The organism is Pseudoalteromonas sp. MMG033 (assembly GCF_057197785.1).
In genome coordinates this window covers 306,290-331,116 of the sequence record NZ_JBXVAL010000002.1, presented here as the reverse complement: position 1 = coordinate 331,116, position 24,827 = coordinate 306,290, and the positions used below count along the sequence as shown (strand labels likewise).

Below are 24,827 nucleotides of genomic sequence, written 5' to 3'. Positions count from 1 at the left end.
TGTTAATATGGATATAAAAACAGATTGGCTCGAAATCAAAAGATTATTTAGGTGTTCATTTAAATCGTCATTTCACTATGCGATTGCAACAGTAAAAGACGATGGCAGTCCACACATTACCCCTATCGGCTCATTAACCCTAACAGAGTCAGGAAAGGGCTATTATTTTGAAAAATTTACTTCTCAGTTGCCTAAGTCGGCTTGTACACATAAGCGGGTATGTATTTTAGCGGTGAATGGCAGCATGTGGTACTGGCTCAAGTCATTAATTAAAGGTGAGTTTGGCACTCGACCTGCCGTTAGGTTATATGGCACTTTAGGCGATTTACGGGATGCGACGGAGAGTGAACAAGCGCGTTTTCAAAGGCGAGTGAGTAAAACCCGTTTTACGCGAGGCTATAAATTATTGTGGAAGAATATGTCTAAAGTGCGTGAGATTGAGTTTGATAAAGTCGAACAAGTTAAAATTGGAACAATGACCAAGCAGTTTTTCAACTAGTTGGTCAAACCTCTGCACAGCCAGTGCAGAGGTCACGTATTAATTGGCTACCCATAACATAATAGATAACGCAGCCAGCCAAATGAGTTTGACCCAGTAAGATAAGCGCTGATATAGACCGACTAGATTGGCCTTTTGTTTAAAGGTCAGTGCCATTTTATAAAGGTAATAACAGGCAATAACGACACACAAGCCGGAGAAAGCCCGGAACCAAGCTTCAAACTGACTGAATATCATCAGCGTTGGTGCAATAAGCAGAGACAAAAGCATGATAAAGCCAGCATAGGAATGCACTTGGCAATTAAAACTCGGTGTTGTTGTGTAAGGGTCTTTATCCATAGGGAAAAAGCCCGCTATCCACGTACCAATACCATGAACGATGATCAACCAGCCAACGCAAATTAACAGTAATGACTCATTTGCATGTGTGATAATGCCCCATCCAAATAAGCAAAATAAAACGCCTAAGGGGTAATTGTTGATAAGTGGAGATAGTTTCTCTGTTGGGCTACCAGCTGCGCCCAGTTCACTGCAAAATTGAGTTTTATGATTGTAGTTTGGGTAATAACGAGCGGCGATATACACCCCTAGCGTGATCCAGATTGTGGCAAATAAGCCACTAAGCAGCACGACACCGCCTTCCATAGAGAACTCCTTTTTATTCACTGTGATTATGTTGAAAATAAACTACGTGAATGTGTTGGTGGAGTCAATCTAAAATGATTGAAAATCAGTCAATCAATGAATTGGTTTTTATATTGGGAATTAAAGCGCGTTGTGCTGCAACTTGTCGTAAATTTCTTCAAAAACGTGACTTTGCTCTGGAAAGCTTTCAATGCCTTGCTTGAATGCATGACGGGCCTTTTCATAATCTTCTAAATTTATGTAGCACATACCTTTGTAGTATTGAGCGGTGATACCCTTTGGTTGGATCTGTAAAGATTGATTGAAATAATTAATGGCCGTCTGAAAGTCACCCATATCCATATAAGCAAAACCAATGCTATCAATGGCTTCAAAGTATAATGGATATATGTTGATTGCTTGTTGATATGCTTCAATCGCCTGCTTGTATTGGGCAGCCTGATTTAACGCATAGCCTTTTGTATAAAGGGTATTAGCCCTAAAAATTAGGTCGTCTACTTTTTGATTGGTCGCTTCAGCATACTTATGAAAATTATGGTGTTTTAGGTAGTTTATATAGCCTTTCAACTCTGCTTTTAACGGGGTGTCATTACCAATAAAAAGCCATTTTTGCTCTAAATTTCCGTGTGCAATCGTCGAGTGATAAGCTTGTATTAATAGCTCATCTAAGCTTGCTAAGGTCGGCTTTTTTTTTGTATTGCTGTATAGCAGAGCATGGATTGTAGAAGACTGCTCATTTGTATCAATATCTAAAATTTTCGCAGTGCGCCAAACACCATTTTCGTTCGTTGTGAATACATCACCAATATTGTAGTGATATGTTACTTTATAGTAAGCATTGCTTGCTACAACTTCTTGTATAAGCAAGGGGAGAAATGTAAACAGTAGAAGGAATGACACTAGGGCGTTACGCATTTTTAATACACTTATGGCTATAAATTGCTTTGCAGTAAGTAAATACTGACTTATGTTACTGTTTATGGTGGCGGATTCTCTCAGATCCAATATGGTTTGTCATTAAAAAGAGGATAATTTTCGAGATTTTTATTAAGAAATGAGATTATTCATAATAATAAAATAAACACTTGTTGAGCATGTGTATGAAGTATGTACATTTTCAGTGATGTTATGAGTCCAATCATGCCATTTTCCATAACCGATATACTCTCTAGCAAAGGCCTGTAAGCTGCTTTCGGTTACTGCAAGTCGGTTAATATTTGTTGGATTTTAATTGTCTGCAGTTCACATATTGCAAATAACAGCGCATATGAATGCGTTTGTCAGATAAGAGAGGGACTATGTGCTAAAAGAGGGTGATTAAGTTCTACTGCCCATATTGGTTTTACTTCATATAAGACAAGGGTATTTGTAGGTTATCATGGGCAAGTCTTTCAGAGTGATGCTAAGGTCGCAATTGTCGGTAGCCACCTTTGTCTACTACCAAGCTGATTATTAAAAACTCAGCTCTGATAAACTCGCTGGTTATTTTTCATGCTTTAGCTTGTTCACTTTACGGTACCTATGCAGGTTATTCTCTATGACTAGCTCTCTGAGGGCTTGCAGTTGCTCCTCAATAGCACTTAAGTCAAACCTACATGCGAGTGACCACTTTAAGTAATCTTTATATTTTATATCACTCACGCCATTTTCGTAGTTTATAATTGTTGCTTCACTCGTCCCGAGTACTTTGGCCATTTGCTTCTGAGTCTTGTTTGCTGCGAGCCTCATTACCTTTAAGTCACTTAAGCTTTGCTCATCGTGCGGCCTAACTGTTTTATTCAATGTCTCGCCCTACATACAAAAATGTTAATTAATCTAAAGATTTTTTTATGTTTAAGTAATTATTATTAAAATGTTAAAATATGTAAATACTATATATGGAGCATGGCCGAATGACAAGGATTGAACATGACATTACGTTGATCAATCAATTTAGAGAGAATGTAGAGCAGCGAATTAAGAATCAAGTTGAGAGTGGATTTGTTGAAATGCTCTCCACCGACAAGTGCCCTGTAGTCAATTATCAGCCTCTCTATAACAAGCAAGCACCTATTTGGGTTATCTATACGCAGATGGGAGAATATCAATTTAAGTCACTGGCGAGCTTGTATACTTTTATGCCGCCGCAATTATTGGGCGTTGTTCTAAATACGGCCAGTCAGCCGAGCAATGTGATGGTCTGTGTGACGTTGAAGGGGATAGGGAATAAATGTAATAGTGGCTTTTTTTTAACTTTGCCTGAACTGGTAAATGGAGTAGATGAATATGAAGCGCAAAGCCGAGTTCAGTCAGATTTTGGCATCGCATCACAGTTAATCGACTTACTAAACGGGGTAGATCCTCAGATCAAAGCAATGGCAAAAGCCACTTGCATGGGGCCTGCTTAAATAATTCCCAGTTTGGGTATATATTAGGCTTTTTTCTATTGCGCATACACCATACATCCACTAGAATTGGAAAAAAGCTGGATATTTTTTGGAGTTTTAATGGCGGATACGAAGAAGACAGAAGTGAGATTCTCGGTTGATGCAGACTATTTAGCGGCACTACAAAGCCGTTTAGGACTAAAAAAATCAAGTGATCTTACAAAAGTCGCTTTAACGTTATTAGATTGGGCATCAGATGAGGTAGTCCATGATAGAACAATTTTATCCGCAAATAAGCAAGGAAAAGACATACATCGTCTTGTCATACCTGAGCTAAATAATATCTCCAAAACAAATCTGTAGAATACGAAATATTTAAATGAGTTAAGTCATGTCTTTAAGTGCACAGGACTGCACACAATCACACGCAATCCAATCACAAGAATCATTGCAAGATATTGATCTTGCGTCTGCACAGGATTATACACCTGAAGATGCCCCTGTCTCCGAGCCGCTCACTGGCAAAGAAAGAGCGGGCGTTAATTTAACTTGGGGGATCATTGGTGTATTAATTGGGTTTTTGGTCATCATTCTCTGTATTTTTATGTGGGGTGAGTATCAGTTCTTTGCGGCTATGAGAGAGACCCAAAATCTGATATTGACAAATCAAGTGGCAAATTCCGATGCACTCATGCAGTTAACTCAACAGAGAAGTGATTTTCGTGCTTTTTGGTTCGATACCTTGCAGCTTATTTTACTCAATGTACTGTTTCCAACACTCACCGCATTATTAGGCTACGTATTTGGTACTAGCAGAAACGGCAGTAGTTAAACAAGCGCAAGTAGGCCGCCACGTTTTCCTAATATAAATGTATTGGTTTACAGCCAGTTACATGCTCATTATTGTTATTTTAGAGGTTGGTAAATCCAAGAAAATTTGATGGGGCGGAAAAAAGGACGGGTTATTTATGCGTTGTATTTATGAATAAAACTTAAGTTTACTCGTCTTTTTTTGATAAATATTGCCAGATAAATGTATTTTACATGAATAAATTAACATTGATAAACATAGCGATCATTGTAATCTGAATTCAGTCTTTATCACTGACTTTACTTAAAGGAGTCAGAGGTTTGTTTGATGTATAACAAACTCACCTGAACAAAGTCAGTGTTTTGTAGCAAGGTGATTGCATTACTTTGTGACTTACATATTATCTGGCTAGCCGTTTGGCCCTGATTCAAGTACGCATTTCAAGGAGCTGTTTATATGCGTGATGAGCCTTATGATACTGAGGAAATTAAAAGTCCTTGGTTGGTGTTGAGACAAATTTGTGCACCACACAAAGTGACATTAATGGTGGCGATGAGCTTAATTGCATTGGTCAGTGGCTTGCAGTTACTGCCTGTGTATTTATTGTTTCTGTCGCTCAATGAAATATTAATGCCTGTGATTGCCTCTACTGAAAAACTGATGTGGCTTGGTGCTGGGTTAGTTGCAGTTGTCTTAGGCAGAACATTCTGTCTGGCTGGTGCTTATTACTTTAGCCATCAAATGGCTTTTAAAGCCTTGACTGAAGTCAGGCTCAAACTTGCTAACAATCTCGCCAGCTTGTCATTGAAGTGGCTCAATAAGCAAAATAGCGCTGTACTGAAGCAACAATGCCTTCAAGATGTCGAAAAGTTAGAAAACTTCATTGCACATCAAAGTGTTGAATTACTCAATGCGTGTTTAACACCGCTCTGTATTTTATTTGCACTATTTATGATTGATTGGCGGTTAGCTTTGAGTGCTATTGCTGTGGTGCCTGTTGCGTTTATGGTTAGTACGTTTTTTATGCGAAAAACAGCGCAACATTATGCGCAATATAGTGACGCGGAGACTGCCCTAAACACCACATTAAGTGATTATGTAAAATACGCGCCTTTGATGAAGTTGTATAACTTAGACAGCCAACGTTTCGCGATACTTAACAATAAGCTCAGTCATTACCAGCAAGTGGTCCATGAGGTGACTAAGCAAACTGCACCTGGTTGGGCGCTGTATACCGCTCTACTTGGCTCTGCATTTATCTTTTTATTACCTTGTACTATTTGGTTGCAAAGTAGCGGGCAAATTACATTGAGTCATTCGTTGCTGGCTTTTTTGTTAGCCGTTGGGATGCTGGGGCCAGTGGTTAAAGTCAGTCGTTTTTTTATGGAAGTGAGCGAATTATTGGCAAGTATCCAGCGTATTACGCCGTTGTTTAGTATCGAGTCAACCCACCGAGACGACGGGCCTATACAAGTCAATTCAAAATACCCCATGTTGCAATTTTATTGTGTGGACTTTGGTTATGAACAACATAGGGTGCTAAGCAATGTGCATTTTAAATTGCTTCCCAATGCCATTAACGTGGTTGTTGGCGAGTCCGGCGGCGGCAAGTCGACACTGGCAATGTTAGCATGTGGATTATTGGCACCCAGTGCAGGGCGTGTACAGCTTTACGGTCAAGATGTATTTGGTTTGTCTGATAGTGTGCGCACGCAGGCTATGAGTGTGGTGACACAAGACAGCTATCTATTTGAAGGCACTGTGCGTGACAACATTATATTTGGACGAAGTGGCATTAGTACAGAGACGCTTGAGCATGCGGTGGTGGCAGCTCAACTTAAGCCTTGGCTACATCTGCAACGAGAAGGGCTTGAAACACCCGTAAGTGCCCGTGGTGCTAACTTATCAGGCGGAGAAAAAATGCGTATCGCGATTGCACGAGCACTGCTTGCAGCCCCTCCGTTGGTGATCTTGGACGAGGCGAGCGCCGCCATGGATAACTTAACACATAGTAAGTTTTATCAAGGCTTAAAAGGGCATTACCCCAACACCACATTTTTAGTGATCACCCATAAATACTTTGGCCTTGAGAACAGCGATCAGATCTTTAGTTTGGTCGATGGTGAAATCGTGGCGCAGGGAGATCATGAGTCCTTGCTCGTTCGTTGTGAGCATTATCAAAAAGGCTGGCAATTACAAGGCGGCGACTGTGCCTCTACGCCTCATTTTACACCGGCACCTATACTGAGTTATGAGATTTAAATGGATAGACAAGTAATAAACAGTATTGGCCGTATATTTGGTCACGTGAACGACGGAAAAAAGACCTTTTTATCTGGGGTTTTATTTAGAGGATTCGAGCGTTGTATCGGCATTGTGCCGATGATGTTTTGTTTTTATTGGCTTCATACAGAGCAGAGCTTGGGCACGCTAGACGGGGCTTTTTTGTCGTCACCAGTAGATTATTTCATTGTGCTCGTGGCAATTTTTGTCGCGCAGTTATTGTGCGCTTACCTTGGTCAAATACGCAGCTTTACAGGTAGTTACCAACTAGCACACGCGTATCGTAAAAAAGCGATAAATCATTTTCGGCAGTTACCTTTGGGGTATATTCACACAACCCATAGCAGTGAGTTTTTAGAGTTACTCAGTGAGGACATCAAGCAAGTTGAAAGTATTTTTTCACATGTTTTGCCAGACCTATTATCTGCCGCCGTCGCATCCGTCACTATTTTGTTATTAATGCTGATCATTTCGCCTTTATATGCCTTGGGGTTATGTGTGATTTTGCCTTGTGCTTTTTGGGTGTTACGTGTTGCAAAGGCAAGGTTTAATTGGGCGGCCAAAGCAAAAGTACAGGCGTATAAGCATACCAGCAGTGTTATTACCGACTACATAGAGGCGCTTTGCACGTTAAAGTTATTTAATCAAACACGCCACTGGTTAGCCCGCGTGCAAAAGCAACTTGAGACAAGTAAGCAGCATAGCTTGCAAGTTGAAATGTGGGGCGCAGGACCTGTGATTGGCTTTCAAGTCATATTGAGTTTTACGGTTGTTTTATTTGTTGTCATGTTAGCGCTGACAACGCCTGAAAATAGTGTGGGTCATCTCAATTTGGGTGCCATTATATTTGCCATATTATTGCTGCAACTGCTAACGCTACTGAATGAAATCGCAGAGCAGAGCATGAGCTTAAAACTGGCAGTGCAATCAGAGCAAAAAGTGGAGTCATTGCTTTGTGAAGCGACCTTAGAAGAGCCCTACAAACCACAAAAACCAGAGCAGTTCGACTTCAACTTTGAGCGTGTATCGTTTAACTATGATGATAAAAAAGCCCTAGAACATATCTCATTTATTGTGCCGCAAGGATCTGTTACTGCTATTGTTGGAGAAACGGGCAGTGGCAAGTCGACGCTAATCAATCTATGTGCGCGATTTTTTGAGCCACAAAGTGGTTGTATCACCATTGGCGGGATTGATCTTCGGGACATTGGATCTGAAGGGCTGCACAACCTTATCAGTATGGTGTTTCAAGACATGCAGCTCATTGACGCCAGTATCTTAGATAATATTCGTATAGGCAAGCCAGATGCCACCCTTGAAGAAGTACATCATGCATGTGAGCAAGCACTGTGTCTTAGGTTTATTAATAAGCTCCCCAATGGATTTGATACGCCTGTTGGCGAAGGTGGGGTGAGATTATCTGGCGGTCAGCGACAACGCATTGCGATAGCTCGGGCTTTACTTAAAGACACGCCCATTGTGCTACTGGATGAAGCTACTGCCTCGCTTGACCCAATTACCCAAACGGAAGTCGTTAGCGCAATCAAAAATTTGCTAAAAGACCGTACTGTGATCACCGTAGCGCATCGTCTTTCAAGTATTGTGCATGCAGATAATATTTTGGTGATCAATGAGGGCAAAATTGTTGAGTCTGGTACACATCGTTGCTTACTTTCTATTGGCGGCTACTACACACGTTTATGGCGTGCACAATCAAAAGCCGCGTAAAGGGGGTTGACGAAACATCGTATCATTCTGGCGCTGCACTATTTTGTTGCACAGACACTGTAAGTAATTCGCTCTTTAAAAACTTGGGAAATATAACTACGTAATCTGAGTAAAGCTTTGTGGTAGAAGATTGTGTGGTTTATCCATATAAAAGGTGTGGTTAAATATAACTCAATTGTTAATTTTGTGTAATGATGATAGCGTTTTGTGGTTTTAATTTGATATAGGCGACTCAAGGAGAAATCATGAAAAAACTATTACTTACAGCGGTGAGCTGTTTAGCAATGAGTGCTGCAGTTATTGCCGCAGATACGCAATCGACTACTGCTAATCAAACGTTAACGGTTGATGGTGTGACAGCAGCGACTTACCCAGCTCAGCCAACCATTTTAGACCAACTAACCCCATCAAATGCGTGTGAAGCGCGCTGTCAAAGTCACTACGAGGCGTGCGTTAAGTGGGCGCCACCTTGGACAAACTGTAATGATTTTATTAGGCGTTGTATGAACAACTGTTCTAGATAAATCCATCTATTTAGAAAAGGGAAATGTAAAAGGCCAGTAAAATGGCCTTTTTTGTGCCTGATGGTTATTTTTGAGGCAAACTTGGTTTTATTGAGTGGAAAAGAGAGGCAGGTATTTACTGGGTTGGTAAGATTGGTTTGTTCCCAATATTTTTGGTAGATTTTAAGAGTTCAAATTTACTTATATAAATCAATAGTATATTTTTAGAGTGTTCCCCGTATGCACGGGGCTAAACCGTACTGGGTCTAGATGGATGGAAAAACGAGTTTGTGTTCCCCGTATGCACGGGGCTAAACCGTTTTGCTAATCAACAAATAGAGTGTACAACAAGTGTTCCCCGTATGCACGGGGCTAAACCGGAGTTTTTAGCCTTTCTGAAACTAACCTGTGAGTGTTCCCCGTATGCACGGGGCTAAACCGCTCTAAATTCACCTTTTGCATGCCTAAACCGCGTGTTCCCCGTATGCACGGGGCTAAACCGCGTATGAGTTGGACGCTTATCCGCTTTATGTAGTGTTCCCCGTATGCACGGGGCTAAACCGAGAATTAAGTGTCAACGGTTCTTCTATGTATCGTGTTCCCCGTATGCACGGGGCTAAACCGCGTGATTACTTCTCGCGTAATGTTAAGTACCTGTGTTCCCCGTATGCACGGGGCTAAACCGGCTTGCGGGTAAAATCACATGCACATGTTTGTGTGTTCCCCGTATGCACGGGGCTAAACCGCCGGATATATACCTACAACTCTGTACAGATCAGTGTTCCCCGTATGCACGGGGCTAAACCGAATCATGGCCAACATAAGTCACCTGCTTGCAAGTGTTCCCCGTATGCACGGGGCTAAACCGTATCGGGCCTCGGGTTTAATGTTGGGTATGAAGTGTTCCCCGTATGCACGGGGCTAAACCGGTTGTCGCGTGCATTGGATACCTGACCACTGAGTGTTCCCCGTATGCACGGGGCTAAACCGTTCACAGACCTCAGCGACCCAATGAATGAAATGTGTTCCCCGTATGCACGGGGCTAAACCGCTTTTAAATACACTCAACTTGGGCGCCGATGGGTGTTCCCCGTATGCACGGGGCTAAACCGCTCTACTTGCAACTGGGCGCGCTCCTGCGTCCGTGTTCCCCGTATGCACGGGGCTAAACCGTGGGACGGCGCATCTTATACGGATTTTGAGCCGTGTTCCCCGTATGCACGGGGCTAAACCGGTTGTTCGGGTTTGAGGATAACTATACACGCAGTGTTCCCCGTATGCACGGGGCTAAACCGTAGAGGTAGAGTGATGTGCCCATATATTGTGCGTGTTCCCCGTATGCACGGGGCTAAACCGGATGTTAATGACCAAGGTCAGAAAGTTGCTGCGTGTTCCCCGTATGCACGGGGCTAAACCGATTGGAAAGACGCAGACGGTAACAAGTGGTTGGTGTTCCCCGTATGCACGGGGCTAAACCGATTGGAAAGACGCAGACGGTAACAAGTGGTTGGTGTTCCCCGTATGCACGGGGCTAAACCGTAATCGTTGATATGACCGGCCAAATGCAAATGGTGTTCCCCGTATGCACGGGGCTAAACCGAACAGACACGGGCACAGAAAACGGTGCATTGTGTGTTCCCCGTATGCACGGGGCTAAACCGATCAGTAAAAATGACCTGATTACAATAGGTGCGTGTTCCCCGTATGCACGGGGCTAAACCGGCTTGTTTTTTCTTCATTGACAAGCGTAATTTGTGTTCCCCGTATGCACGGGGCTAAACCGTTGCCGAAAATCACAGGCTGAATGGATTGATTGTGTTCCCCGTATGCACGGGGCTAAACCGGTCGAGCTCGCCAATCAACTTGTTGCAAAATGGTGTTCCCCGTATGCACGGGGCTAAACCGAAACATACGGCGATATCAGTGCAGCAAAACAGGTGTTCCCCGTATGCACGGGGCTAAACCGGAAATCAAACATGTCATTATCTAAAGAAGCAGGTGTTCCCCGTATGCACGGGGCTAAACCGCATTGAAACAATGCAATAGCGCTTTAAAACGAGTGTTCCCCGTATGCACGGGGCTAAACCGCATTGAAACAATGCAATAGCGCTTTAAAACGAGTGTTCCCCGTATGCACGGGGCTAAACCGTAAAACTCAGAAAAGAAAATTAATGGTATTGAGTGTTCCCCGTATGCACGGGGCTAAACCGGAATTACATACTACTGTGTATTTTTATTCAGCGTGTTCCCCGTATGCACGGGGCTAAACCGGCTGTAAATGAGATTGCTGAAAAGCACAGTGTGTGTTCCCCGTATGCACGGGGCTAAACCGAGGTCTCACCAGCGACCATAATGACAGTAAATGTGTTCCCCGTATGCACGGGGCTAAACCGCTCTAAATTCACCTTTTGCATGCCTAAACCGCGTGTTCCCCGTATGCACGGGGCTAAACCGTAATTTTAATTATTTGTATTTGCTGCTTCATAGTGTTCCCCGTATGCACGGGGCTAAACCGACTCTCGTTTAGCAAAATTCGGTGTAATTGCTGTGTTCCCCGTATGCACGGGGCTAAACCGTCACCCTTGGTCACCCCGCAGAGTCACCCTCTGTGTTCCCCGTATGCACGGGGCTAAACCGCCAGCATCGTGCTGAGTTGATTATACGCAATAGTGTTCCCCGTATGCACGGGGCTAAACCGCGTTTGTTTATGGTTGGCCGAAATGATGGCAAGTGTTCCCCGTATGCACGGGGCTAAACCGGCCATGCATCTTTGCCGCAGAAAGATTTAAGCGTGTTCCCCGTATGCACGGGGCTAAACCGATTGTGATTTTGTTTTGATTTCAAAGCAGGAACGTGTTCCCCGTATGCACGGGGCTAAACCGATGGTTTGTGAGGCTGTGTAATGGATTTATCGGTGTTCCCCGTATGCACGGGGCTAAACCGCCAGAGTTAACGACATCGTGCACGTTAAGCATGTGTTCCCCGTATGCACGGGGCTAAACCGCCAATGCTGTCATCAGTGGGTGCATCAATTAAGTGTTCCCTGTATGCACGGGGCTAAACCGCCTATGCACAACTAGGCGGTGCTTTCCCCGTTGTGTTCCCCGTATGCACGGGGCTAAACCGGCACTAGGAAGAATTATGAGTTTGGTGATTTGGTGTTCCCCGTATGCACGGGGCTAAACCGAGCTAGAACAACTCGTTGAATACTTCGGCCCTGTGTTCCCCGTATGCACGGGGCTAAACCGATATTAGATATGGACAATCGCGCTCTTTGCTCGTGTTCCTCGTATGCACGGGGCTAAACCGATATTAGATATGGACAATCGCGCTCTTTGCTCGTGTTCCCCGTATGCACGGGGTTAAACTGGGTTTATACATTGTGCAGAGCAATACTACCAAGTGCTCCCCGTACACTGAACTAAACTGAGATGTAATTGAGCTATGAGGATTGGTATGCTCTTGAACAACACGTACGCATATGAAGTGTGTCATTCTGAGCTCGTCTCAGAAACCATTCTATTGATTAATAGAAAGGATAATTCAGGCTAGTCTGTAATAAAATATATGAGCAATTGAACACAAAAACAATGTAAACAGTGCCGCATTTTGTCGCGGATCAATGACTTTCTCACCTTGTTTTGATACATTTTGTTCACGTTAATTTTACTAAAAGTGATTTATGCAGGCTAAGGAAGAGCAATATTTTAGATATATTGAGGCGGTGTTATTTTGGCAAGGAGAGATCCAAACAGGCACTTTTCAAGATAAGTTCAAACTATCAAGACCCAGCGCTCGGCGTTACTTAACAGACTTTATCGCACGCTATCAAATTGACGCGCATTATAACGAGTCTGAAAAAGCCTATGTATTGGCAACCCCCTTTACACCAAATTATATTTCCCAGGACTTTACCGAGTATGCCAGTTTAATTGGTGAGCAGTATGTTCACAACTTAAGTACCTCGACGATTGCAACGCTCCCTTTACCTCATAGAAAACTCAACCCCACTATTTTAAGGCCCATATTAAACGCTTGTCGCCGACAAAGTGCGCTCGATATTCGCTATCAATCGATAAAAGATGGTGAAGAAACCGAACGCATTATTCGCCCACATACGTTAGTGAACTCGGGGTTGCGATATCACCTAAGAGCATATTGTGAGGGAGTAGGGTTTAGTGATTATTCGCTGTCTCGAATTTTGTCGGCTGTTCCAGACTTTAAATGTAAGGCACAAAAGTACAAACAAGATGATGAAGCATGGCAGCAGGAAGTCACGTTAACCATCATGCCAGATCCGCGTTTAAGTGATTATGCTCAGCAAGTCATTGCCCATGATTTTGATATGAGCGCCAACAAAAAACAGCTCAAAACCAACGTGGCGCTGCTTAATTATTTGATCAGTATTTTACGTTTAGATGTGCAACACCCAAGCCCAGAAGCTCAGCAAATTGTGATGGACCCTGAATGTTATCGTGAATTGAGGAACAATAAACTGCTTTGGAATAGTTAGTAATCAACAACCTAGTAAATTTTTTACTGGTTAAATTAGCAGAATTGCAGTGCAAATACTTCAGGTATAACCTAATCACGTCAAAAGCAAGGAATGTGCAGTGTGAGTGATTTTAATTGTGAAATTTTTCAGTTCTGGGGTAAAGCAGATGACCATAATACGTTGCCTGCCGTATGTCATATGCTGGATGTTGCCTTTGTTGCGAGAGCAATTATCAATCAGCTTGCAGAGCAAGAGCGCGCTATCCTAATTGACCCTTTTTTATCTATTGAAGGTGTCGATGAAGAGACCGCAACTTCAATTGTCTTTTTGCTTATCGCATTACATGATATCGGTAAAATCACACCGGGTTTCCAATATAAGCTTCCTGTTGAGCGAATCGCGAAGTTGTTTAATATACATCACTTTAGCAACTTTGAAGGCGCAGAAAAAAAACATGGCACTGCGGGTTTTGTAATTCTACACGACTATCTATGTGACAAATATGCTGTCAATAAAAACACCGCCAGAGTGATGATTTCTGCTGTGGCCAGTCATCATGGCGTATTTGTAGCAAATAAAGCCCAAAGTGGCTCATGTGGTGATAAAAATTGGGAACAATTACAGGTGACTGCAATTGAGTGGTTTGCAAGTTACTTTTCTGTAGACCTTCTTTTATTAAATGGTTTGCATAGTAAATCTTTGACGCCTGCATGGTTTTCGTACATTGCTGGTTTATGTTCCGTTGCTGATTGGATTGGCTCAGATAAATCTCATTTTTGTTATTGTGAGGCGCAGGAATATGTCTGTGAAAAAAGGCAGCATACAGCAAATGCGCTTGCTGATGAATTAAACATTAAGCGTATCCTCGCTACAAATAATCCCTTTAGGTTTACAGGTGTGTTTGCTTTTAAACCAAACGCTTTGCAGCAAAAAATACTTAAAATTATAGAGGGTAAGACACTGCCTTGGATAACTATCATTGAAAGTGGTATGGGCAGTGGCAAAACAGAAGCTGCGCAGATACTTGCAGATCATTTTATACGCCAAGCTGGGCATTCTGGCCTGTATGTCGCTATGCCATCACAGGCTACGGCGAATCAGCTATACAAGCGCATGCTAAAATTTCTTCAACATGAGGCGTTGGGATATCAAAATGTTGAAATGCATCTAAAGCACAGTAATGCTGATTTTGAGCCAAACTATGAAGCATTAAGGTTGAGCAGTATTGACTCCTCGAATGAGAAAAATAGCGCACTTTCTGTTAGAGCAAACCAATGGTTTACGTCAAAAAAGCATGGCTTATTGGCGGGTGTTTGTGTCGGCACTATTGATCAGCTTTTGATGGCAGCAATGTTGTACAAACATAATTTTGTCAGGCTATTTGGCCTTGCAAACAAGGTTTTAATACTAGATGAAGTCCACTCATTACAAAGCTTTCAACTAGATCTGCTTAAAAATACTTTATATTGGATGGCTAAGTTAAAAGTCAGGGTCGTCATACTGTCGGCTACTTTACCTCGGACTATGTTAGTTGAGTTAGTTAAAGCATATGGGCAAACAGTAACAAAAGAGGTTGAAGTTGAAAATAAGCCATACCCAAGAGTCACAACATATAGCTCGGGGGCTTTAGCACATTCCCACACAATTACTGATGATAAAGATCTCTATGAAAAAGAAATTGTGAGCCGCCCCCCGAGTAAGTATGAGATCAAGTTGCATGCTACGTCGCCATCTCAATGTGTGAGCACCATGGCTGATGATGTTTTAGCCACTGCAAAGAAAGCAGGCACAGGTGTATTTGTCTGTATTTTAAATACTGTTTCTAAAGTTCAGGAGCTGTCGAAATTAATTGCACGTCACTGTAGTGAAGTCCCTCATAGTGGCATCGAGCTGTTAACTTTTCATGCAAAATACCCGCTGGCTACGCGTTTATCGATAGAAAAAATGATTGAACATTTAGTTGGTAAACATCCAGAGGACCACAACTCAATTAACCCAAATCGACCTGTAAAAGACAAATGCTTAATTCTGATAGGAAGCCAAGTGTTGGAGCAAAGCTTGGATTATGATGCATGCGAAATGTTCACTCAGATAGCCCCCATTGATTTGCTGCTACAGCGAGTTGGTCGAGTTTGGCGTCATCAGATCAATAACCCTGTACGGTCCGAGTTCACTCAAGTACCTAGATTAAATGTTTACTTACCTTCAATGGATAAAATTCCAAACGACTATGGAGACTGGTTTGGTCATGGTGAAGTACTTATTTACCCATCACACATATTGGCTGTTACAACACGCTTGTTATGGGAAAGTGCCAATGTGGAAGGGAATGCATTTGAGATTGATATTAATCGAGATATGGATAATTGGATCAACCGTGTTTATGCAGATGTTGAGCAGCAAGTAACCTGGCTTGAGCAGGAGTATGATAAAGCATTTGAATACAGGTTAGATAAGCGCACGCAGTTTACACTTGCTAAGAACATGATGTTTGATGCGGCTAAAAAGAGCGTAAGGGATTTATTAAAGTATAACAATAGTGAAATTGACCATGATGAAGTTGTACTCAGTACGCGTTTAACCAGCATCAGCGTGCAATTGGTTTTTCTCGTCGCTGAAGAAGGCAACGTGATTCCAGTAACCGAGTTTTCGATTTATAAGCAAAGTGTTCAAGGACCAGAGTTTCTATTATCAGAATGCAAACAAGAACTAGAACATGATATTGGCTGGCAAGGTAAGCAATGTTTGCAAAAAAGAGACATTGCTCGTTTAAAACAATCCATGATCTCTGTATCCCACAGTAAATGGGTTGCCCATTTTAAAGAGCTAGAAGCGCAATGGCCTTATTCATTTGTAGCTAAAAGCGTATGGCAGCGCTCCCCCACTTTATTTAATTGTATCCCCGTGATCTTGAATAAGAGTCTAGTCTACCAAGTAGAAGGGTTAGGTGAGCTTAAATTAGATCCGAAGCAGGGTCTAACTTTGGGTAAAAATCGCGTGAATAACTAGGTTTGGATTACATATGTGAAGTTATAAACAGTAAAGAATGTTTCCATTTTAATGTGGCTACATTCGGTCTAGAAATAGATTTACATAAGGAATATGAAAGAACATGAAATACGATTTACTAAAAGAAAGCTGGATACCAGCTATGGATAAAGATGGTCACACCTGTGATTATTCAATTATCTCTATACTAGAAGCTGCACCAAGGTTGCAGCGGATAGTCCATGAAAAGCCACTGGTTGTGTCCTCAGTACAGCGTTTGTTGCTCGCTATTTTATATCGCAGCTATGGCTATCTCGATATGGATGAGTGGGATGAGATTTTCGAATCCGCTGAGTTTGGCAGCCAAGTCACCAATTATTTGTCATCGCCACGTTGTGAAGAACGATTTGATTTGTTTTCAGAGCGTTATCCTTTTTTTCAAACTGCGAATTTTACGAAAGATAAAGGAGTGACAACGTCAGTTAAAAAGCTCTCTCCAGATTTGGCCAGTGGCAACAATAAAACTTTGTTTAATCACATTGCGGATACTCACGATTTTTCGTTATCACCTAAAGAGGCTGCGCTTCAGTTACTTGTTTGTCAGTACTTTAGCCTTGGCGGCGGTGTGAGTGGCAGCTCTGTGCAATTTGGTAAACACCCTAATCTAACCAATGCGCCATTGGTTGGCGGGGCTGTTGTATTGGTTGAAGGCGAAAATCTTTTCCAAACCTTGATGCTCAATTTACAGATGCCGAAAAATGATCAGTGGCTAGAACATACAGTTGACTTGCCTATTTGGGAGCAAACAGAGTCTGAAAAGCCCCAAGCTCGTCCAATGAAAGGGCTGACTGATTATCTAACTTGGCGAGCCCGCCATGTGCGTCTAATCCCAGACAGTGATGGGCGGGTAAATAGGATGTTTTTTGCTCAGGGGTTGCCCAATCCAAAAGAAATGGAACAAGAGCCCTACTTTGCTTATCGCTTGAATAAAGACGATAAAAAACTACCTATAAGATTAAGTTTTGAGCGAGCGTGTTGGCGAGACACTGCAAACTTACTGCAATATGCACGTTCTAAAAAAACAGGTATAGACCCTGAAGATTTAAGACCAGCAGGCATTCAATTATTGGCTGCGGAAGATAACGAGTTAATTGATGCACTTAAACTGAACTGTTTATTGGTTGGTTTAGATAATAATAAAGCGAACCCGCTGTGTTGGTTTGAGGAGCGGCTACCGTTATCACTTAACTTGATTGAAAAAGATCGCGCGTCACACAACCAATTTAGTACTCATTTACTTAAAGGGTTAGAAACTGCTGAAGCGATCCATGCTCAGTTGTTAAGTGCCGTACGTACTTTTGCTTCACATTTACTCCCTGAAGGCGCGAGAGTACAGGATGTGACGACTAAGGTGGAATCAATCAACCCTAGCCGCTTTTATTGGCCCAAGTTAAATGAATCATTTGAACAGTTTATTTGGGCGCTCAACAGCAATAGCGAAGACGCGAAATCTCATTGGAGAAAGGTATGTCAAAATATCGCGTTGGCAGCATTTGAAGGCGCAACAAAAAGCTGGTGCTATGGTGGTGTTAAAGCACAAAAAGGCCTGAGCCTCGCCAAACAGCAATTGGAAGAAGCATTATATGGTAGGTCTTGGCAGCGGCATGTATATTGGAGCCAAGATACACAAGAAATCGTAAAAGAATTATACCGATGGGGAAATCCTGATACTCCTCGCAGAGATATTTTGGCAGCACTGCGTAAATCTCTTGACCTTCAAAAAAGCGCACAACTTGCCAGCATGCCTTACTTAGGCTCCTTACTGTCTGAACAGGGTGAGCGTGCAGAGATGCAAGCTTATGTAGCGGGGTTATTTGCCAGCCACTATAAAATCTATGAAGAATCGAGTCACAAAAGCCTAGGCACATTGTGGCGACATGCGGATGAAAGCCAACGCCCGGGTATGAGTTTTCGCTTTGAATGCCTCCTAGAGTCCAATGGCGATCAGTTAAAACAAATACTGCGCCAAATGGTACAAATTCTTAAAAGCAAAGACATCGCGATTGATTACCGTACCTTGATGGAAGACCTTTACCACTGGGACAGCGACGACAAACGCATTCAATTAAAATGGGCCAGAGATTACTGGGCTAAGCCAATACAATCGGAAGAGCTTACAAGCTCAGCAGATACAACACATTAAAAAGGAGTTTCTTATGTCATTTATCGAATTTCACTTATTACAAAACTTTGCGCCAAGTAACTTAAACCGTGACGACACAAATACGCCAAAATCGTGTGTTTTTGGTGGTTCACAGCGAGCACGTATTTCTAGTCAATGTCAAAAACGTGCAATTCGCACTCATGGAGCATTTAATGATGCCGTTGCTGCGCATCAGGGAGATCGTGCCGTACGTACACGAAAATTAGCCATTGATATTCGCGACCATTTTGTGGCTTTAGGCAAGTCAGAAACGCAAAGCGAGGCCGTTGCACAAAGGTTGTTAGCACAGGTTAAATTGAGTTTAAGTAAAGATAAAAAGCATCCATTTAAAACCGAGTATTTGTTGTTTTTAGGGTTAAATGAAATAGCGGCCTTGAAGGCGATTGCTGAAGAGCACTTTGACGAACTCCAACAAGAAAAACTAGATAAATCCATCACCAAAGCCGTGAATGATGTGTTTGTTAAAGATGGTAAATCTTTCGCAGCAGATATTGCGCTATTTGGTCGTATGGTCGCTGATAACAATAACATCAACGTTGACGCAGCGTGTCAGGTTGCGCATGCAATTTCAACTAATATCGTAACGCCCGCCATGGACTTTTTCACCGCGGTGGACGATGAGTTACAAGCGGGTGAGCAAGGCTCTGGGATGATGGGCGGTGTGTACTTTAACAGTGCGTGTTATTACCGTTATGCGCAAATTAATATTGATAAATTGGCTGCAAACCTAGGGCATGACAACGAGCAAGTATTAGGCGCTGTTCAAGGGTTTTTCCGTGCTTTGGTACAAGCGGTCCCCTCTGGTAAACAAAATAGTTTTGCGGCACAAAATCCCCCGAGTTATGTCAAGGTGAACGTACGAAAAGACGGTGCACCTTGGTCTTTAAGTAATGCATTTACGCAAGCTGTAGTGATTGATAAACCTGATGAAGCAGAACTAGAGCATCAATCGGCACAAAAATTAGAAATGTTCGCTAAAAAGTTATCGTCTATGTATGGTGAGAGCGGCTTTATCTTTGAAGGGCGCAGCACCTATATTGATAACCTAGAGGAATATCAAGGTAAAGACTGCGGCACAATCTCTCAACTTGAAGCGCATATGCTCGATGCACTGCAAGGTGCTTTGGAGTGTAAATGAGCACATTACTGATCCGGCTTGCGGGTCCAATGCAATCTTGGGGTTTAAAGAGTGCCTTTGAGCTGCGTAACACCCAGCTTGATCCTACTAAAAGTGGGGTTATTGGTCTTTTGTGTGCGTCACTTGGCCGAGAACGCAATGAGTCATTAGAAGACCTCACATCGTTACGTATGGGCGTTCGGATAGATAAACCAGGTGATTTAGCATTTGACTATCAAACCGCGCTTAATGTGGCGAAAGCGGATGGTGGAAAACCTGATACCCAGTTGTCGCATCGCGCTTATCTTGCTGATGCTGCTTTTTGGGTTGGTTTTGAAGGTGATAAACCGCTGCTTGAACAGTTATACGATGCATTACTTAATCCAGTATGGCCGCAGTTTTTGGGTCGAAAATCTTATTTACCGGGGATACCTGTGGTTGATCCACGTAATGCGCTCGTTGATGTGCCTTTAGAGGAAGCCCTGCAGCAAGCCCCCAGAATGATAGTCGAGCATGAAACGCTTGCCGATGTCCCCGTAAAATATATTTATGACAGCGAGCATAAAACAGGGACTGAGCAGCGGCATGATGTGCCATTGAGTTTTGAACTAAACCAAAGAGCTTTCACATTTAGATGCGTGAAAAGCCGTTGGGGGTTAGTAGATACAGAGGAAGTGCTTTATGTCTGAAGAAGTTTGGTATGAAACGCGCTTGTATTTTGACCCTGAGCAGCAAGGCGAAGATATTGGCTTTTTGCATCCAGAGGATTTATATCTGCAACATCAGTGGGTTTGGCGCTGTTTTGAGCAAAGCGACCTGACTCAAGCTGACTTTATGTTTCGTGTGGACATGACGCTACCTGTGCCTACGGTGTTTATTCGTTCGAAGCGGCAGTTAAAAAAATCGATCCAAGGTTGGAAAGCCCTGAAGAGTAAAGATATTAAACAGTATGCAGGTGAATGCTTGGTGCAGTTTTCATTACGCGCTAATCCTACCGTGGATATCACGCTCAAAGGGGATAAAACTCGTCGTCATGATGTGTTGATGCATGCTAAAAAGCAAGCTCAAAAAACTAACGTGGATGTGAGTAAAGCTGTCGATGCTGCGGCCAAAACGTGGCTAGAAAAAAAGCTAAAACAAGGCGGTTTGGAGTTGTTGAGTCAATGTATTGAGTTTAACAATTATAAGCAGCATAAAATTGTGAAGAAGAATAACTCAAAAGCCATTCACTTAAGCACTTTAGACTACTTTGGTGTCGCAAAAGTGGCGGATGTGCAAAAGCTTGAGCAGGTGTTGTTGTCAGGCATTGGTCGCTCAAAAGCGTTTGGCTGCGGTCTGTTACTGATAAAACCATTGTCATAATTTCAAAAGGCGAGCTTGCTCGCCTGATATTTTGGAGTGCAAGGAATGGCATTTCTTCCCTTAAAACCAATCCCCATTAAAGATAGAAACTCCATGATATTTATCGGTATGGGTCGGATTGATGTGCGTGATGGCGCTTTCGCTGTGATTGATGAAGTGAACGGCGAGCGCATGTTAGTTCCCGTGGGATCTGTGGTGTGTATTATGTTGGAGCCCGGTACGCGAGTGAGCCATGCTGCGGTCAAGTTGGCAGCAACCACAGGTACTTTGCTGATCTGGGTTGGAGAGGCTGGTGTGCGTCTATATTCTGCTGGTCAACCCGGTGGTGCCCGTTCAGGTAAATTGTTATATCAAGCAAAGTTAGCACTGGATGAGGGCTTACGCCTGAAGGTCGTGCGAAAAATGTTTGAGTTAAGATTTGGTGAGCCTGCACCAGAGCGACGGAGTGTTGATCAGCTTCGGGGCATTGAAGGTGCTCGAGTTCGCAAAACATACGAGTTACTCGCCAAGCAGCATCAAGTAAATTGGCAAGGTCGTCGTTATGACCCTAAAGATTGGGCAAAAGGAGACCTTATTAACCAGTGCATTAGTGCCGCTACATCTTGTTTGTATGGCGTGACCGAAGCGGCGATCTTAGCTGCTGGCTATGCCCCGGCCATTGGCTTTTTACATACCGGAAAACCTTTGTCTTTTGTATATGATATCGCCGATATCATCAAATTTGACACAGTTGTACCCGTCGCATTTAAAGTAGCTAAAAAACGTCCACACTCGCCAGATCGCCAAGTCAGGCTTGCATGCAGAGAGGCGTTTCGCAAAGACAAAGTGTTGCAGCGATTGATCCCCCTGATTGAAGAGGTTTTGGCCGCAGGAGACATTAACCCTCCTGAGCCGTATGAAGATGCGCAACCTCCAGCAATACCTGAACCAGAATCTATTGGTGACGATGGCCATCGCAGCGGTGGTCCATTATGAGTATGTGTGTTGTTGTAACGGAAGCAGTACCGCCTAGGTTGAGAGGAAGGCTCGCTGTATGGCTGTTGGAAATCAGAGCGGGCGTATATGTGGGCGATATTAGCCGCCGTGTTAGAGAAATGGTGTGGTTTCAAGTCGGTGAGTTAGCCGAAAATGGTAATGTAGTAATGGCATGGGCAACTAATACTGAGTCCGGCTTTGACTTTGTCACTTACGGAAAAAATGCTCGAATGCCTGTTGATTTTGATGGGCTTAGGCTGGTGAAGTATACACCGCAAGAAAGCTCTTCTATTGATGATGAATAATTGTTTTGCTCTTTAAAAATATGGCTATTTAAAACTTCGTATTGTACCTAAAATTTTGGTAGATTTTTATTTTTCAAATTTACTTATATAAATCAATGGTATAAATTTAGAGTCTTCCCCGTATGCACGGGGCTAAACCGTTCGGCTATCAGCAAAATGCTTGGTTAACATAGTCTTCCCCGTATGCACGGGGCTAAACCGATTACAATATTTGGATTCCTCCAGATATCACAGTCTTCCCCGTATGCACGGGGCTAAACCGTATTGGTGAGGCGCTTGGTAACGCGCAATTCAGTCTTCCCCGTATGCACGGGGCTAAACCGCAAACAGGCCCGCACCAAGCGCAATCGAGCCTGTCTTCCCCGTATGCACGGGGCTAAACCGGAATGCACTTGATGAAATGAATGAGTTGTCCGGTCTTCCCCGTATGCACGGGGCTAAACCGAACCAGTGAGCCACATGCCGAAATAAGTAAGGGTCTTCCCCGTATGCACGGGGCTAAACCGTTGATAGAAGCAGTATCTGTCGACAAAGGAATGTCTTCCCCGTATGCACGGGGCTAAACCGAAACAATATCACGTTTAAAACGGTCATAATCAGTCTTCCCCGTATGCACGGGGCTAAACCGTCATACCGAAATCGAGCTTTGTCTACACATGTGTCTTCCCCGTATGCACGGGGCTAAACCGTTTTTAGTCGTACCATCTTAAGTTGGCCACCAGTCTTCCCCGTATGCACGGGGCTAAACCGTATGAATGAGTTTATTGTAGGTATTGATTGGGGTCTTCCCCGTATGCACGGGGCTAAACCGGAGATACGATGATTTTGTTTCTTGCTGTATTGGTCTTCCCCGTATGCACGGGGCTAAACCGGACGTACCAGCGCCACTTAGCGGCAATGCGTAGTCTTCCCCGTATGCACGGGGCTAAACCGTCGAATTAGAAAATCGTCGGCATAACAGATTGGTCTTCCCCGTATGCACGGGGCTAAACCGTTCCAATTCAGTATTTCGCCTGGCAATCAGGTGTCTTCCCCGTATGCACGGGGCTAAACCGCCGAAATACAGCACCAACATAACCTAAATGAAGTCTTCCCCGTATGCACGGGGCTAAACCGGCTTTGGTCCAGTGCACATCAAACCGCTGTCTGTCTTCCCCGTATGCACGGGGCTAAACCGCCGGTATCGAGTTCGATTAAAGTACCTGCTTTTGTCTTCCCCGTATGCACGGGGCTAAACCGCACTTTGCTGAGTCTGTATATCGTGAGGTTGCGTCTTCCCCGTATGCACGGGGCTAAACCGACTGGCTAATGTACTCAAACTTTTTTGGCTCCCGTCTTCCCCGTATGCACGGGGCTAAACCGCCGATTCGCACTAATTGAGGTACAATGAAAAAGTCTTCCCCGTATGCACGGGGCTAAACCGTAAACGTCCCAAAATCAAACACCATTGGTTTGGTCTTCCCCGTATGCACGGGGCTAAACCGGCGTTGCTCATTTTCTAATGCAGCTAAAAGATGTCTTCCCCGTATGCACGGGGCTAAACCGAAACTCCGTAGCGAGTTTATTGAACGGTGCTGCGTCTTCCCCGTATGCACGGGGCTAAACCGTAATTTTTGTTTCTACTAAAGATACTTTAATCGTCTTCCCCGTATGCACGGGGCTAAACCGTAATTTTTGTTTCTACTAAAGATACTTTAATCGTCTTCCCCGTATGCACGGGGCTAAACCGATTCGATTCAATTACAAAATCAGGCACAAATAGTCTTCCCCGTATGCACGGGGCTAAACCGCTCCAGCATGTCATCGAACGAGCGTTCAGGGTGTCTTCCCCGTATGCACGGGGCTAAACCGTAAAACATCAGCAGGTTCCGTACTTTTAACAGCGTCTTCCCCGTATGCACGGGGCTAAACCGCAGCCATCAACTTCGGAACTTATCGACTGGCTGTCTTCCCCGTATGCACGGGGCTAAACCGGCGCTGTATTTGAGTTTGCGGCCAGTGAAGCAGTCTTCCCCGTATGCACGGGGCTAAACCGCTCCAGCATGTCATCGAACGAGCGTTCAGGGTGTCTTCCCCGTATGCACGGGGCTAAACCGCAGCCATCAACTTCGGAACTTATCGACTGGCTGTCTTCCCCGTATGCACGGGGCTAAACCGTTTTTGGCCCAACGTTCGGCTTTACGCTTTATGTCTTCCCCGTATGCACGGGGCTAAACCGAATTCAAAGAACGCACTCACTCTCGAAATTGCGTCTTCCCCGTATGCACGGGGCTAAACCGTAGAAACGGAATTAGGCATTATTAGGCTATCTGTCTTCCCCGTATGCACGGGGCTAAACCGTGTGCGAACATAGCGCGCATATTTGTTTAAGAGTCTTCCCCGTATGCACGGGGCTAAACCGTACTGAGCTATAGCGCTTCGAGTCATACTTTCGTCTTCCCCGTATGCACGGGGCTAAACCGTGTGGCTGTGTCAACTGGAGTGGTGGCCGTCAGTCTTCCCCGTATGCACGGGGCTAAACCGCAA

General features: G+C 43.7%; 18 protein-coding genes and 2 CRISPR repeat arrays (1 of these 20 cut by a window edge). Of the genes, 15 read left to right on the top strand and 3 right to left on the bottom strand.

Annotation, left to right across the window (positions count from 1 at the left end; translation table 11 throughout):
• Positions 1 to 7 precede the first annotated feature (7 nt).
• Positions 8 to 499, top strand: a complete 492-nt coding sequence (locus tag AC2CZC_RS22765; protein WP_484585557.1) for a hypothetical protein — start codon at positions 8 to 10, stop codon at positions 497 to 499.
• 39 nt (positions 500 to 538) lie between these two features.
• Here AC2CZC_RS22765 and AC2CZC_RS22760 read toward each other — a convergent pair whose 3' ends face one another.
• The 3 genes from AC2CZC_RS22760 to AC2CZC_RS22750 form a co-directional block, all read right to left on the bottom strand.
• Complete coding sequence (locus AC2CZC_RS22760) at positions 539 to 1,144, bottom strand: DUF998 domain-containing protein (RefSeq protein ID WP_484585556.1); 606 nt, start codon at positions 1,142 to 1,144, stop codon at positions 539 to 541.
• A 120-nt stretch (positions 1,145 to 1,264) separates the two neighbouring features.
• Complete coding sequence (locus tag AC2CZC_RS22755; protein WP_484585555.1) at positions 1,265 to 2,059, bottom strand: tetratricopeptide repeat protein; 795 nt, start codon at positions 2,057 to 2,059, stop codon at positions 1,265 to 1,267.
• Positions 2,060 to 2,626: 567 nt separating this feature from the next.
• Positions 2,627 to 2,926, bottom strand: a complete 300-nt coding sequence (locus tag AC2CZC_RS22750) for a helix-turn-helix domain-containing protein (protein WP_063364152.1) — start codon at positions 2,924 to 2,926, stop codon at positions 2,627 to 2,629.
• A 110-nt stretch (positions 2,927 to 3,036) separates the two neighbouring features.
• On the opposite strand from AC2CZC_RS22750, the gene AC2CZC_RS22745 reads away from it, so the two are divergent.
• The 14 genes from AC2CZC_RS22745 to cas2e all read left to right on the top strand — a co-directional run bounded on the left by AC2CZC_RS22745 (position 3,037) and on the right by cas2e (position 22,301).
• Entirely contained in the window at positions 3,037 to 3,531 is a 495-nt protein-coding gene (locus AC2CZC_RS22745; RefSeq protein WP_484585554.1) for a hypothetical protein, read from the top strand.
• Between the two features lie 99 nt (positions 3,532 to 3,630).
• Complete coding sequence (locus AC2CZC_RS22740) at positions 3,631 to 3,873, top strand: hypothetical protein (RefSeq protein ID WP_046356818.1); 243 nt, start codon at positions 3,631 to 3,633, stop codon at positions 3,871 to 3,873.
• A 28-nt stretch (positions 3,874 to 3,901) separates the two neighbouring features.
• Positions 3,902 to 4,342: a hypothetical protein gene (locus AC2CZC_RS22735; RefSeq protein WP_484585553.1), complete on the top strand. Its 441-nt coding sequence runs from the start codon at positions 3,902 to 3,904 to the stop codon at positions 4,340 to 4,342.
• A gap of 435 nt (positions 4,343 to 4,777) precedes the next feature.
• Positions 4,778 to 6,583, top strand: coding sequence for an ABC transporter ATP-binding protein (locus tag AC2CZC_RS22730; RefSeq protein WP_484585552.1), 1,806 nt, complete (start codon positions 4,778 to 4,780; stop codon positions 6,581 to 6,583).
• Positions 6,584 to 8,332, top strand: coding sequence for an ABC transporter ATP-binding protein (locus AC2CZC_RS22725; RefSeq protein WP_484585551.1), 1,749 nt, complete (start codon positions 6,584 to 6,586; stop codon positions 8,330 to 8,332).
• A gap of 245 nt (positions 8,333 to 8,577) precedes the next feature.
• Positions 8,578 to 8,856 carry a hypothetical protein gene (locus tag AC2CZC_RS22720; RefSeq protein ID WP_063364147.1) on the top strand — a complete coding sequence of 93 codons (279 nt, stop codon included), beginning with the start codon at positions 8,578 to 8,580 and terminating at the stop codon, positions 8,854 to 8,856.
• A gap of 208 nt (positions 8,857 to 9,064) precedes the next feature.
• Positions 9,065 to 12,205: a CRISPR direct-repeat array (repeat unit 29 nt; unit sequence GTGTTCCCCGTATGCACGGGGCTAAACCG).
• A gap of 312 nt (positions 12,206 to 12,517) precedes the next feature.
• A complete protein-coding gene (locus tag AC2CZC_RS22715; RefSeq protein WP_063364447.1) occupies positions 12,518 to 13,348 on the top strand; it encodes a helix-turn-helix transcriptional regulator in 831 nt (276 codons plus the stop codon).
• 102 nt (positions 13,349 to 13,450) lie between these two features.
• Positions 13,451 to 16,339, top strand: a complete 2,889-nt coding sequence (gene cas3 / locus AC2CZC_RS22710) for a CRISPR-associated helicase Cas3' (protein WP_484585550.1) — start codon at positions 13,451 to 13,453, stop codon at positions 16,337 to 16,339.
• Positions 16,340 to 16,442: 103 nt separating this feature from the next.
• Entirely contained in the window at positions 16,443 to 18,521 is a 2,079-nt protein-coding gene (gene casA / locus AC2CZC_RS22705; protein ID WP_484585549.1) for a type I-E CRISPR-associated protein Cse1/CasA, read from the top strand.
• A 13-nt stretch (positions 18,522 to 18,534) separates the two neighbouring features.
• On the top strand, positions 18,535 to 19,680 hold the full coding sequence (cas7e, locus tag AC2CZC_RS22700) for a type I-E CRISPR-associated protein Cas7/Cse4/CasC (RefSeq protein WP_484585548.1): 1,146 nt from the start codon (positions 18,535 to 18,537) through the stop codon (positions 19,678 to 19,680).
• The gene (gene cas5e / locus AC2CZC_RS22695) at positions 19,677 to 20,348 is read left to right on the top strand and encodes a type I-E CRISPR-associated protein Cas5/CasD (protein ID WP_484585547.1); all 672 of its coding nucleotides are present in this window, start codon (positions 19,677 to 19,679) and stop codon (positions 20,346 to 20,348) included. Before cas7e ends, cas5e begins: the two co-directional genes overlap by 4 nt.
• Positions 20,341 to 21,021 (top strand): type I-E CRISPR-associated protein Cas6/Cse3/CasE, encoded by a 681-nt coding sequence (gene cas6e, locus AC2CZC_RS22690; protein ID WP_063364442.1) that lies wholly within the window; start codon positions 20,341 to 20,343, stop codon positions 21,019 to 21,021. The genes cas5e and cas6e overlap by 8 nt, the downstream gene beginning before the upstream one ends.
• A 45-nt stretch (positions 21,022 to 21,066) precedes the next feature.
• Positions 21,067 to 21,996: a type I-E CRISPR-associated endonuclease Cas1e gene (gene cas1e / locus AC2CZC_RS22685; RefSeq protein ID WP_484585546.1), complete on the top strand. Its 930-nt coding sequence runs from the start codon at positions 21,067 to 21,069 to the stop codon at positions 21,994 to 21,996.
• Positions 21,993 to 22,301 (top strand): type I-E CRISPR-associated endoribonuclease Cas2e, encoded by a 309-nt coding sequence (gene cas2e / locus AC2CZC_RS22680; RefSeq protein WP_484585545.1) that lies wholly within the window; start codon positions 21,993 to 21,995, stop codon positions 22,299 to 22,301. Before cas1e ends, cas2e begins: the two co-directional genes overlap by 4 nt.
• Positions 22,302 to 22,412: 111 nt before the next feature.
• Positions 22,413 to 24,827: direct repeats of the CRISPR family, unit length 29 nt; unit sequence GTCTTCCCCGTATGCACGGGGCTAAACCG; it runs 180 nt beyond the window's last position.

Excerpts from the sequence above, each read along its gene's own strand:
- AC2CZC_RS22765 (WP_484585557.1), top strand. The coding sequence starts at position 8 with ATGGATATAAAAACAGATTGGCTCGAAATCAAAAGATTATTTAGGTGT.
- AC2CZC_RS22760 (WP_484585556.1), bottom strand. The coding sequence starts at position 1,144 with ATGGAAGGCGGTGTCGTGCTGCTTAGTGGCTTATTTGCCACAATCTGG.
- AC2CZC_RS22755 (WP_484585555.1), bottom strand. The coding sequence starts at position 2,059 with ATGCGTAACGCCCTAGTGTCATTCCTTCTACTGTTTACATTTCTCCCC.
- AC2CZC_RS22745 (WP_484585554.1), top strand. The coding sequence starts at position 3,037 with ATGACAAGGATTGAACATGACATTACGTTGATCAATCAATTTAGAGAG.
- AC2CZC_RS22740 (WP_046356818.1), top strand. The coding sequence starts at position 3,631 with ATGGCGGATACGAAGAAGACAGAAGTGAGATTCTCGGTTGATGCAGAC.
- AC2CZC_RS22735 (WP_484585553.1), top strand. The coding sequence starts at position 3,902 with ATGTCTTTAAGTGCACAGGACTGCACACAATCACACGCAATCCAATCA.
- AC2CZC_RS22730 (WP_484585552.1), top strand. The coding sequence starts at position 4,778 with ATGCGTGATGAGCCTTATGATACTGAGGAAATTAAAAGTCCTTGGTTG.
- AC2CZC_RS22725 (WP_484585551.1), top strand. The coding sequence starts at position 6,584 with ATGGATAGACAAGTAATAAACAGTATTGGCCGTATATTTGGTCACGTG.
- AC2CZC_RS22720 (WP_063364147.1), top strand. The coding sequence starts at position 8,578 with ATGAAAAAACTATTACTTACAGCGGTGAGCTGTTTAGCAATGAGTGCT.
- AC2CZC_RS22715 (WP_063364447.1), top strand. The coding sequence starts at position 12,518 with ATGCAGGCTAAGGAAGAGCAATATTTTAGATATATTGAGGCGGTGTTA.
- casA (WP_484585549.1), top strand. The coding sequence starts at position 16,443 with ATGAAATACGATTTACTAAAAGAAAGCTGGATACCAGCTATGGATAAA.
- cas7e (WP_484585548.1), top strand. The coding sequence starts at position 18,535 with ATGTCATTTATCGAATTTCACTTATTACAAAACTTTGCGCCAAGTAAC.
- cas5e (WP_484585547.1), top strand. The coding sequence starts at position 19,677 with ATGAGCACATTACTGATCCGGCTTGCGGGTCCAATGCAATCTTGGGGT.
- cas6e (WP_063364442.1), top strand. The coding sequence starts at position 20,341 with ATGTCTGAAGAAGTTTGGTATGAAACGCGCTTGTATTTTGACCCTGAG.
- cas1e (WP_484585546.1), top strand. The coding sequence starts at position 21,067 with ATGGCATTTCTTCCCTTAAAACCAATCCCCATTAAAGATAGAAACTCC.
- cas2e (WP_484585545.1), top strand. The coding sequence starts at position 21,993 with ATGAGTATGTGTGTTGTTGTAACGGAAGCAGTACCGCCTAGGTTGAGA.